Source organism: Clostridium sediminicola (assembly GCF_050402865.1).
Lineage (GTDB): Bacteria > Bacillota > Clostridia > Clostridiales > Clostridiaceae > Clostridium_AF > Clostridium_AF sediminicola.
Genome location: NZ_BAABMF010000030.1, coordinates 26770 through 37986 on the forward strand (window position 1 = coordinate 26770; position 11217 = coordinate 37986).

Here is an 11217-nt window from a genome sequence, read left to right on the forward strand (position 1 = left end):
GATAAAGTATTATATAGATATACTACTTAGTAGTTATATTTATATAATACTTTTTTTCTAACTAATCCAAGTCATATCAGCTTTTTGGAGTTCCCATTCTCCATTTTTATTTTTTATTACGGATTTTACACCTATAGCACCTTTACCAGAACGGAATTTAGTTCCTTCAATTTCTACTTCATTATCTGAAATAAAGTTTATATCGTCTATGCTTAGTAAAATTCCTTCAATATAATTACCGTCTTTAACCATACCTTTTTCTTTAAGAGTATCAAAGGTTTCATCAATAACTTCTACATTATATTTTTCAAAATATTTCAAGATATATTTTTTATCTGCTTCTGAAGCATCTGTAAGTGTTTGGGTATTAATAGCTATATATTTCATATCACCATTTAAACCGTCATCTAAAGGTATAAATGAATCCATGGCAATAGTATAAATGTCGCTGAGTTTTGTTTTATTATTTGAAGTATCAGTACCACCATTATCATCGGGAATTTCATTTGTAAATATAGCTGCAGCAGTTCCCTGCATTGGATCACTTTCAGCAACAGCACCATCTAAATATATTTGAACAAAGTTGCCAACCTTAAAGGCGCGGCTAACTGGAGAAAGCTGAATAGACAGATTTTTATCTTCTACAGCATCTTCATAAAAGTCAGTTTTTTCAGTAATTGATATCCATATTTCCCCTTTTAAACCTCCATCAACAACAGGTGAAGCATCAACTAGTATGGCTTTACCACTTTCAGAAACTTCTAAAATAAAACCACTAACATCAGGTACAGCCATGCAACCAGCGATATTTGGTACATCTGTATTATCTCCTGGTATTTCGGGATTTTTATTTGTTTTTGATGAACAACCAACTAAAAGTGATAGAACTACAATTATAGATAAAGCTAATTTTGATATATTTTTCATTTTATAAAACACCCCTTTTACAGTTTACAGTTTACAGGTTACAGTGGTAGACACCTTTCGAAAGCGAAAGCTTTTGATTGAAATAAAAGATGAAATGATTCCTTTTACGTAGCAAAAGTACCTTATTCCAGTTAGTAAGGCTAACAAAGGCTTAGTTAAAGATTTTCTGGAAGAAAATCAATCTTTACTGTTAACTGTACAATGTCAAATATAAATTGCGAAACTCTTTTCTTCACAATTTATAATATATACGATCTAAAATTCAAAAAGTTCGTGGGATGGTTTTAAGATTATTTAAATCATCACAAAATATTTCAAAATATATATAGATATTAGTATAATAAATATAGAGTTTTTTATATACTTAAATTTAAATGAAATATTGATTTGTAGATTTGGGAGGAATTAAAATGAGGTACGAAGGAATGGTGTATAGACCACCAAGTGAAGCAAACAGTTTGATTGTGCAAGTAACTATAGGGTGTTCTCATAATAAATGCACATTTTGTAGCATGTACAAAGAAAAACAATTTAGAATTAGAAAACTAGAGGATGTATTAGAGGATTTTGAAATTGCAAGAGGACGTTATAGAATCATAAGAAGAATCTTTTTAGCTGATGGGGATGCTTTGATTTTGAAAACAGAGCATTTAGAAAAAATCTTATTGAAGATAAAAGAGTTATTTCCAGAATGTGAGAGAGTATCAGCTTATGCCACTGCACAAGATATAAATAGAAAAAGTCATGAAGAATTAGTAAGGTTAAGAGAATTAGGATTACAAATATTATACCTTGGAGTTGAAACGGGTAGTGACGAAATATTAAAAGATATTAAGAAAGATTGTACAGCTACCGAAATGATAGAAGCAGGACAAAAAACTAAAAAAGCTGGAATGAAAGTATCTGCAACACTTATTATTGGTGCAGGTGGAAAAGAAAAATCGGAATTGAATGCTGTAGAGTCTGGAAAAGTAATTAGTCAAATGGACCCAGATTATTTAGGGTTACTTACCCTTACTGTTGATAGGGGTACAGAAATGGAAGAGAAAGTACGTAGAGGAGATATAGCTACTTTGTCTCCAATGGAAGCTATGATAGAAATACGAAAACTTATACAAAACTTAGAATTAACTAATTGTGTATTAAGAAGTAACCATGTAAGTAATTATCTTGCTCTTGCAGGAACATTAAATAAAGATAAAAAAATGTTATTAGAACAATTAGATGAAGTTATAAAAGGAGACTATCAGTTTAAAACAGATTTTTATAGAAGATAGGTTGTTTTGTATTATAGAAAAGCTAAATTCCCCAAAAATATTGCAAAGTATGAATAAATATTAGTATAATGGAAAGAGTATTTTTAAGTACTTAAATTTAAAATTAGAATATGTTTCGAGAGTATTCAGTTAAAACTAGGGGGAGTTAAAATGAGATACGAAGGAATGGTGTTTAGACCACCAAGTGAAGCAAACAGTTTAATAGTACAAGTAACTATAGGTTGTTCTCATAATAAATGTACATTTTGCAGTATGTACAAAGGAAAACAATTTAGAATCAGAAAACTAGAGGAAGTCTTAGAAGACTTTGAAATTGCACGTAGACGTTACAGAACCGTAAGAAGAATATTCTTAGCAGATGGAGATGCTTTAATTCTGAAAACAGAGCATTTAGAAAAAATTCTATTAAAAATTAAAGAACTATTTCCAGAGTGTGAGAGAGTTTCATCCTATGCTACTGCACAAGACATAAATAGAAAAAGTCATGAAGAATTAACAAGATTAAATGAATTGGGATTACAAATTTTATATCTTGGTGTTGAATCTGGTAGTGATGAAATTTTAGAAGATATAAAGAAAGATACCACAGCTGCAGAAATGATTCAAGCAGGACAAAAGGCCAAGAAAGCTGGAATGAAAGTATCTGCGACACTTATTATAGGTGTAGGTGGAAAAGAAAAATCAGAAATGCATGCAATAGAGTCTGCAAAAGTACTTAACCAAATGGACCCGGATTATTTAGGATTACTTTCCCTTACTGCGGATAGAGGTACAGAAATGGAAGAGAAAGTACGTAAAGGTGAAATTACTAAATTATCCCCAATAGAATTTGTTGTGGAAATTAAAAAATTAATACAAAATTTAGAACTAACTAAATGCGTGTTAAGAAGTAATCATGCAAGTAATCATCTTGCCCTAGCAGGTACAATGAATGAAGATAAGAAAATGTTGTTAGAGCAATTAGATGAAGTAATTGAAGGAAAATATAAGTTAAGACCTAATTATTTTACAAGAAACTATTCTTAAAATAGCTGACAAGTAAAGTAAAATAACTTTTTATGTTATAAGCATAAAAGGTTATTTTTTTATTGCATAGGAAAGTATAAATTTTATACTTTCCTATGCAATAAAAAATCAAGGGGTGCAGGGAAAGTATTCCCCGCTTCTTTCAGGAGGGTGCTCAGATGCGATAGCATCGTCGAAGGGAACCTAAGGTTCCATAGCGAAGCGGCTCTGCCGCCTTTTTTTATTGTATAGGAATTTATAAATTTTTTGAGGAATTTCATACTTGTCAAATGCAGTTATATCAATATATTGTAGCATTGTGTAAAATATTTACTCTGATTTATAAATTCCATCCTTCAGCGGTGAGAAGAAGCATATATAGCGTAAAAGTCATCGTAACAAACTTTAGAATTTCTTAGTGAAGAGGAGTGACTTTCTAGCTATATATGCATTTGTTATGTTAAATGTTGACAATAGTAAAAAATAAGAGTAATATGAAAATGGCAAATGCCAACAAAAATACATTGTAAATATTCATTATGAATTCAAATATATGAGGAGGTTTATGTATGAAAATATCAATAATTTATCACAGTGAATCAGGAAATACAGAGAAGGTTGCAGAACTTGTCTCTAAAGGAGCAAAAAAGGTAGAAGGCGTTGAAACAAAATGCATGTCAATTAATGATATTGATAAAACATTTTTAGAAGAATCAAAGATAGTATTCTTTGGAACACCTACCTATGGTGGAACTTTTTCATGGCAAATAAAAAAATGGTTGGATACATGTAAGTTGAATTTTGCTGGAAAAGTTGGTTGTGTATTTGCAACTGCGAACTTTATTGGTGGAGGAGCAGGTAACGCTGAACTAGCACTTATAAGTGAATTATTAGTTAAAGGTATGTTTATACATTCAGTAGGTGCAAGTGCTGGCCAACCTTATACACATTTTGGTGCTGTATGCATACAAGATGGAACTGAAGATCAAAAAGAAAGAGCAGCAATTTTTGCTGAGAGAGTAGTAAGAGATGTAGAAAAATTTATTAGTGAATAAAATCAAGTAAATATTTATAATACTATAGTAAGTTTGGAGGCTGCCGTCGTAATTTACGATGGCAGCTTTTTATATCTCTCACATCAATAGAGAATCCAAAATTGGATTCTCTATTGATATGGTGAAATTCAATCAAATTAAGAAAGGAGTAGCCATTATGCTAGTCCTTATCTCTATACATTGAATTTATTTTATCTAATTTTTAGTTACAAATAATTGATACTTTTATTTGGTAAACCATTTAAGGATGATGTTGGTTATTGTAATTTTTTGATTATAACAGAAGCTGTTACAGTTGTTATAGGTACAGCAACTGGACCTGGAATAGTTATTGAAGGGCTTCCAACGGCAACTCTTAATGCTATTTTAGTTGTTATAGGGAAACTAATAATAACTTGACCACATATTGGTAATGATATATTTGCAAAACCCGTTGTATATTCAGAACCGGGTATAGATGAAACAGAAGTTACATTATACAACTCTAATCTCCCAGGAAAAGCAGCAGGAAATGAAAGAACAAAATAAGTTATGCAATAGCTGCCTGCTGGTATCTGGATATCAGTTGGACTTATAAAGGATATTCCTCCATTAGTAACGCTAGAAGTAAAAATTATTTTATTTGTAGGAAAAAACGTCGCAGGAGCTAGTCCTCTTCTAAAGATATACCCATGGGTTGAAAGAAAATTAGGACCAGTTGGGCCGGTGGCACCTTTCATTCCAATAGGGCCAGTTGGGCCTGTAGCACCTTTCATGCCAGTTGGTCCTGTTGGACCTGTAGCACCTTTCATACCAGTAGGTCCTGTTGGACCTGTAGCACCTTTCATACCAGTAGGTCCTGTTGGACCGGTAGCACCTTTCATTCCTGTAGGGCCAGTAGGACCGGTAGCGCCTTTCATGCCTGTAGGGCCAGTTGGGCCAGTGGCACCTTTCATTCCTGTAGGACCTGTTGGACCAGTAGCACCTTTCATACCAGTAGCACCTGTTGGACCTGTAGCACCCTTCATTCCAGTAGGACCAGTAGGGCCTGTAGCACCTTTCATACCAGTAGGACCGGTAGTACCTTTTATCCCTGTAGGGCCAGTAGTACCTTTCATGCCTGTAGGGCCTGTAGCGCCTTTCATTCCAGTAGGACCTGTTGGACCAGTAGCGCCTTTAATTCCAGTAGGGCCAGTAGGGCCTGTAGTACCTTTCATCCCAGTAGGTCCTGTTGGACCCGTTGCGCCTTTCATACCTGTTGGTCCGGTTGGGCCAGTAGCGCCTTTTATGCCAGTAGGACCAGTTGGACCTGTAGCACCCTTCATACCAGTAGGACCACTAGGGCCTGTAGCGCCTTTCATGCCTGTAGGACCTGTAGGACCAGTAGCACCTTTCATGCCTGTAGGGCCAGTAGGGCCAGTAGCACCTTTCATGCCTGTAGGACCTGTAGGGCCTGTAGCGCCTTTTATGCCAGTAGGACCTGTTGGACCGGTAGCACCTTTCATTCCTGTAGGGCCTGTAGTACCTTTCATCCCAGTAGGTCCTGTTGGACCAGTAGCACCTTTCATTCCTGTAGGGCCTGTTGGACCGGTAGCACCTTTCATGCCTGTAGGGCCAGTAGGACCGGTAGCGCCTTTCATACCAGTAGGACCAGTAGGGCCAGTGGCACCTTTCATTCCTGTAGGACCTGTTGGACCAGTAGCACCTTTCATACCAGTAGGACCAGTTGGGCCAGTGGCACCTTTCATTCCTGTAGGACCTGTTGGACCGGTTGCGCCTTTCATGCCTGTAGGACCAGTTGGGCCAGTAGCACCTTTCATACCAGTAGGACCAGTTGGGCCAGTAGCACCTTTCATACCAGTAGGACCAGTTGGGCCAGTGGCACCTTTCATTCCTGTAGGACCTGTTGGACCGGTAGCACCCTTCATACCAGTAGGACCAGTTGGACCGGTTGCGCCTTTCATGCCTGTAGGGCCTGTTGGACCGGTAGCACCTTTCATGCCTGTAGGGCCAGTAGGGCCTGTAGCGCCCTTCATACCAGTAGGACCTGTAGCGCCCTTCATACCAGTAGGACCGGTTGGGCCAGTGGCACCTTTCATTCCTGTAGGACCTGTTGGACCAGTAGTACCTTTCATACCAGTAGGTCCTGTTGGACCTGTAGCGCCTTTCATTCCAGTAGAGCCTGTAGGGCCAGTAGCACCTTTCATCCCAGTAGGACCAGTTGGACCGGTTGTGCCTTTCATACCAGTAGCACCAGTTGCGCCAGTAGTACCTTTCATCCCAGTAGGACCAGTTGGACCCGTTGCGCCTTTCATACCTGTTGGTCCGGTTGGTCCAGTAGCGCCTTTCATACCAGTAGGACAAGGTGGGCAAATATTACAGTAGCTGACACAATTTGCACAACCACAACAATCATACTCTTCTATACAATTATAGAACTCATTATCATAATGACATTCTTCTATACAATCATCATCATAGTCATCATCATAAAAATCATTATTATTACAATCTGGATGATATCTATTTTTCATCATTTTTTCATCTCCAATAATAGTGTTATAAGGGATAAAAAATCCCTTATACATAATATGACTTAAAATGAAAAAAGTTTAGGTAATAAAGAATTATTAGAATTGGAAAACAAAATAGTTTTATAAGTATGAAGAGTTGAATATTGGAATATAGCTTTTCGAGTATTATTTATATCCTAATTTCTCAAAGAAATTTTTATTATATAGTACACTATCCTCATTTGGATTATAGAGTCTTGCTATTTCATTATGGTTATAAGCTAATTCAATATTACCTAGTTTATAATTGCAAACACATAATTGTACATGTGGAATCCATGTCCAGTAAGCATCTCTAACGAATCCCCAATTATCTTCAGGCTTTTCTAATTTAGTAGCTAGTTCATACCAAAATACCGCTTGTTTGAAGTTGTTTTTTTCCTTAAAATAACTTCCCAATCTACAACAATGCTCGGCATTAGGTGAATCATATTTAAAAGATTTAAAACAATAGTTCATTGCATTTTCATAATCACCTATAGAATGATAGTAGTCTGCAACTCTACCACAGGCATATATTTTATTTTCAGACCATCCATCAGGAAGATTTAAATATTCATCATAACGTTCTAAAGCTTTATCGTACATTTTATGATCATATAATTCATTGGCATAATAAAAAACATCTCTTGGTGAAAACTTATCTCCTCTTGCTAATCTTTTCTCATAGATTTTCAGGTTACGATCTGTTTGGTGACTTAGTTTATTGTGAGTAACACTAACATCACTGTTTATTATTTTTCCGCTTACAGATAGATAATTATGACAAGCTCCATACCACTTAAAGTTCTTTATTCTTTTAAGTAATCTATGTCTTCTGTAGCTAAAGGTTACATTACCGTTTTTGTCAAAACCAACATTATATTTCATTGTTACAGAATCAATAGAAGGATCTAAAGATTCTTTTAATTCTTTGAATTTTTGTATATCTTCTTCTAGTAAAACATCATCAGCATCTAAATAAAATACATATTCTTTAGTAGCTTTACTAAAGGAATAATTTCTAGCTGCGGCAAAATCATCAATCCATTTAAAATCATATATTTTTTTAGTATACTTCTTAGCAATATCCTTTGTTTTGTCTTTAGAACCAGTATCTATAATTATAATCTCGTCAACTAAATCCTTTGCAGTATCTAAACATCTACTTAAAGTATCTTCTTCATCTCTTACTATCATACATAAACTAATGGTTATCAAATAAAAGTCCTCCATTTTAATTACTTTTGAACATCAAATTATTATCCCCAAAATAGTATTATAAAGATAGACCACTTTTACTATTAATTTAAATAAGTGAAAACTCATTGATATCTGAGATTTTGTATATGTTTAAATTAAAGTTACGTATGATTTACCTATATATGAGGATATAAAAATCTTTTATATATAATATGAATGAAAATCGAAAAAGTTAATAGAAAGAAAAATAACTAAATACAGCATTAAAGAGCTGAATGATAATATTTAGTTCCTTAAATATTATATATAGCTAAATTTTTAAAAGGAATTTTATGTATATAATATACTTTTTAAAGTTTTTTACAATATATATATAACGAATTTTTAGAATTCACATATATTTATAATATATCAAAGCATACAAATTAAAAGAAGAGGAAGAGATAGTATTGATTAGTTTATGTATGATTGTAAAAAATGAAGAAGATAATTTAGAAAGATGCTTAAAAAGTGCTGAAGGGATAGCTGATGAAATTATTATTGTAGATACTGGTTCAACAGATTCCACTGTTGAGATAGCAAAAAAATATACATCGAATGTTTATTTTTATCAATGGCATAATGATTTTTCTGCTGCTAGAAATTTTTCTGTTTCTAAAGCAAAAGGAGATTGGATTCTAATATTAGATGCTGATGATGAAATAGTTAGTAAATATAAAAACGATATAAGAGAACTCACAAAGGATGATAGTGTAGATGTTTATTGTTTTAACACTCTAAACTTAATAAATGAAAATGATATAAATAATATTATTCTAAATCTTAATCCTAGACTTTTTAAAAATAAACCTGATTATAGATATAAAGGAGCAGTACACAACCAAATTCTTAGTGTTATACTAAAAGTAAATCCAAATGCAAAAATTAAAAATGTTCCTATCGATATATATCACTACGGATATCTTAACTCTTGTATCAAAAAAAAACATAAAAGAGAAAGAAACATGCCAATTTTAAGTGATCAATTAGAAAGAAACCCGGAAGACCCTGTAGTTCTTTATTATATGGGTAATGAATACTTTGCTATAGAAGATACAAAAAAAGCTTTAGATTATTATTTGAAATCCTATGACAAATTTTCTCCAAATAATAATATCTATCCTAAATTAATTTTACGAATATTAATATGCTGTATTAATTTAAAATTATATGACGATTTTTTTATGTATGCAAAGATAGTGTTGAAATACTATCCCGAATTTACAGATATATATTATTTAAAAGGATATTTAAATTATCTCTTAGGAAGGCCCACTGCAGCTATAAGAGATATAGAAAAAGCTTTAGAATTAGGGGAACCAGATCCTAGTTTAGCTTATTTTAAAGGAGTAGGAACATATAAAAGTACTGCACTACTTTGTAATATTTACTTTAATTACGAAGATTATGAGAAGTGTGTATATTGTTTTCCAGAGCTTTTAAAGTATCCTGAAACATCAAATTTTGATACAATAAAAACTTTAGTACACTGCCTATATAAATTAAAAAGTTCAAAAGAAAATATCGAAAATGTATTAAAAATCATACTTAATAGTAGTAGAGAAAAAGGGTTTCTTTGTGCTACTAATTTATTAATAACAGAAAAAGATTATAATCTAGCACTAGAATATATAAGTAAAGGGTTAGAATATTTTCATTCAACAAGTTTAGATGGATTCATAAAAAATAATTCAATAAATAATCTCCAATATTTAAAAGGTGTTTGTGAAGTTCATCTTAAAGATTACGAAAAAAGTATGAAAACTTTTAATAATATAATTGAAGATAAATTTGTTAATAAGAGTAAGCTATATATTTTCTTAAGTACTATGCATAGTAAAAATAAAAAAGCTATTAATTTCTATGCATCTAAAGATACTCCTCAAACTAAAGTTTACACAGCCCTATATAACATTTTTAATAACAAAAAAACTGAAATGCTATCTAATAATAAAAAAGATTCAGTTATATATGAAGAAATAATATTTACTATTTTTGAATTCTTTTTAGATATTAATGAATATGATAAATTTGAAAAAGCTTTAGGTTTATTAGATTTGATAAGTAGTAATAATATTCACTTATTATTAGGAAAACTCTATTATGAATATGGAAAATATGAATTGAGTAAAAAAGAATTAATGCGTTCAATAGAAAAAAATAATCTTTTGGATGAAAAAGGCGCAAGAATATTGTATATCTTATGTAAAAAAGAGATAGAATAATTATTTTTATTATATGGTTAAAGAGCTGAATATTAGAGTTCAGCCGGTAATACAAACATCAAATAATATTTTTAAAAATAAACGTGTTACCTAAGTTTAATTACTAAGGTAGCACGTTTATATTCAGTTTAAAATTTAAATTTTAATCAAATTTTTCTTTATTTTTTCAGATGGTTTATTCAATAGTATTTATCTTACAGATAGATACATAAGATGAGTCGAGTTGTACTCCTTGATTATCTACATCATCTAAACGAACTATTCCTTCACCTACATCTCCAACTACTACATTATTAATATCTGCGTTCGCACCATCACCACTTATTCTAACATCTATTTCTGTACTAGTTCCTTTTAATGAATTAAGATATAGTCTAAGAGGTCGTTCACAGCAACCACATTCTCCAGTTCTTGTATCTGGGGATGGGAAAGGTTCTAAAGTTATATTTAACGGTGTATCTAGCACTACCCCAGCAACTTGACAAAGTGAGGAGAATATTGGCTCATCAGATATATTATTCCTTCCAAATTGTACTATACAATCAGTACTTGTTACATTTATAATCTTTACAAATGCATAATTTGGAAGTTCCCTGTTTCCAATAAATAGTCGAAGTATTAATCCATCTGCTAGTTGTTCTATCTTGTCTAATACTTTTTTCATCGGGTTAACACAGCAATCACATATACTATCTGCTGCTGGACCAGTAGGACCAGTTGGGCCAGTAGCGCCTTTCATGCCTGTAGGACCAGTTGGGCCAGTAGCGCCTTTCATGCCTGTAGGGCCTGTTGGACCGGTAGCACCTTTCATGCCTGTAGGGCCTGTTGGACCGGTAGCACCTTTCATGCCTGTAGGGCCTGTTGGACCGGTAGCACCTTTCATGCCTGTAGGGCCTGTTGGACCGGTAGCACCTTTCATGCCTGTAGGGCCTGTTGGACCGGTAGCACCTTTCAT

General features: G+C 33.1%; 7 protein-coding genes and 1 pseudogene. 4 read left to right on the forward strand and 4 right to left on the reverse strand.

Translation table 11 applies throughout. The annotated features are described in order from the left end of the window. Window positions 1–57: 57 nt before the first annotated feature. Window positions 58–927 (reverse strand): hypothetical protein, encoded by an 870-nt coding sequence (locus tag ACQ3F0_RS24955; RefSeq protein ID WP_428868513.1) that lies wholly within the window; start codon window positions 925–927, stop codon window positions 58–60. Window positions 928–1337: 410 nt separating this feature from the next. Here ACQ3F0_RS24955 and ACQ3F0_RS24960 point away from each other — a divergent pair, with 410 nt between their 5' ends. The 3 genes from ACQ3F0_RS24960 (at window position 1338) to ACQ3F0_RS24970 (ending at window position 4264) form a co-directional block, all read left to right on the forward strand. Beyond that, window positions 1338–2204, forward strand: a complete 867-nt coding sequence (locus ACQ3F0_RS24960; RefSeq protein ID WP_428868514.1) for a radical SAM protein — start codon at window positions 1338–1340, stop codon at window positions 2202–2204. A gap of 150 nt (window positions 2205–2354) precedes the next feature. After that, window positions 2355–3230, forward strand: coding sequence for a radical SAM protein (locus ACQ3F0_RS24965; protein ID WP_428868515.1), 876 nt, complete (start codon window positions 2355–2357; stop codon window positions 3228–3230). Window positions 3231–3778: 548 nt separating this feature from the next. Beyond that, entirely contained in the window at window positions 3779–4264 is a 486-nt protein-coding gene (locus tag ACQ3F0_RS24970; protein ID WP_428868516.1) for a flavodoxin family protein, read from the forward strand. A 257-nt stretch (window positions 4265–4521) separates the two neighbouring features. Here the strand turns inward: ACQ3F0_RS24970 and ACQ3F0_RS24975 are convergent, their stop codons facing one another. Together ACQ3F0_RS24975 and ACQ3F0_RS24980 are read right to left on the reverse strand one after the other, a co-directional pair. Then, window positions 4522–6780 carry a collagen-like domain-containing protein gene (locus ACQ3F0_RS24975; protein ID WP_428868517.1) on the reverse strand — a complete coding sequence of 753 codons (2259 nt, stop codon included), beginning with the start codon at window positions 6778–6780 and terminating at the stop codon, window positions 4522–4524. A gap of 162 nt (window positions 6781–6942) precedes the next feature. Next, on the reverse strand, window positions 6943–8016 hold the full coding sequence (locus tag ACQ3F0_RS24980) for a tetratricopeptide repeat-containing glycosyltransferase family 2 protein (RefSeq protein WP_428868518.1): 1074 nt from the start codon (window positions 8014–8016) through the stop codon (window positions 6943–6945). Window positions 8017–8447: 431 nt separating this feature from the next. On the opposite strand from ACQ3F0_RS24980, the gene ACQ3F0_RS24985 reads away from it, so the two are divergent. Continuing rightward, a complete protein-coding gene (locus ACQ3F0_RS24985) occupies window positions 8448–10262 on the forward strand; it encodes a glycosyltransferase (protein ID WP_428868519.1) in 1815 nt (604 codons plus the stop codon). A gap of 175 nt (window positions 10263–10437) precedes the next feature. On the opposite strand, the pseudogene ACQ3F0_RS24990 reads toward ACQ3F0_RS24985, so the two are convergent. Next, window positions 10438–11217, reverse strand: a pseudogene (locus ACQ3F0_RS24990) (hypothetical protein); the annotation flags it as partial.

What these genes read in the sequence shown, in the direction of transcription:
- ACQ3F0_RS24955 (WP_428868513.1), bottom strand. Translation starts at nt 927, where the DNA reads ATGAAAAATATATCAAAATTAGCTTTATCTATAATTGTAGTTCTATCA.
- ACQ3F0_RS24960 (WP_428868514.1), top strand. Translation starts at nt 1,338, where the DNA reads ATGAGGTACGAAGGAATGGTGTATAGACCACCAAGTGAAGCAAACAGT.
- ACQ3F0_RS24965 (WP_428868515.1), top strand. Translation starts at nt 2,355, where the DNA reads ATGAGATACGAAGGAATGGTGTTTAGACCACCAAGTGAAGCAAACAGT.
- ACQ3F0_RS24970 (WP_428868516.1), top strand. Translation starts at nt 3,779, where the DNA reads ATGAAAATATCAATAATTTATCACAGTGAATCAGGAAATACAGAGAAG.
- ACQ3F0_RS24975 (WP_428868517.1), bottom strand. Translation starts at nt 6,780, where the DNA reads ATGATGAAAAATAGATATCATCCAGATTGTAATAATAATGATTTTTAT.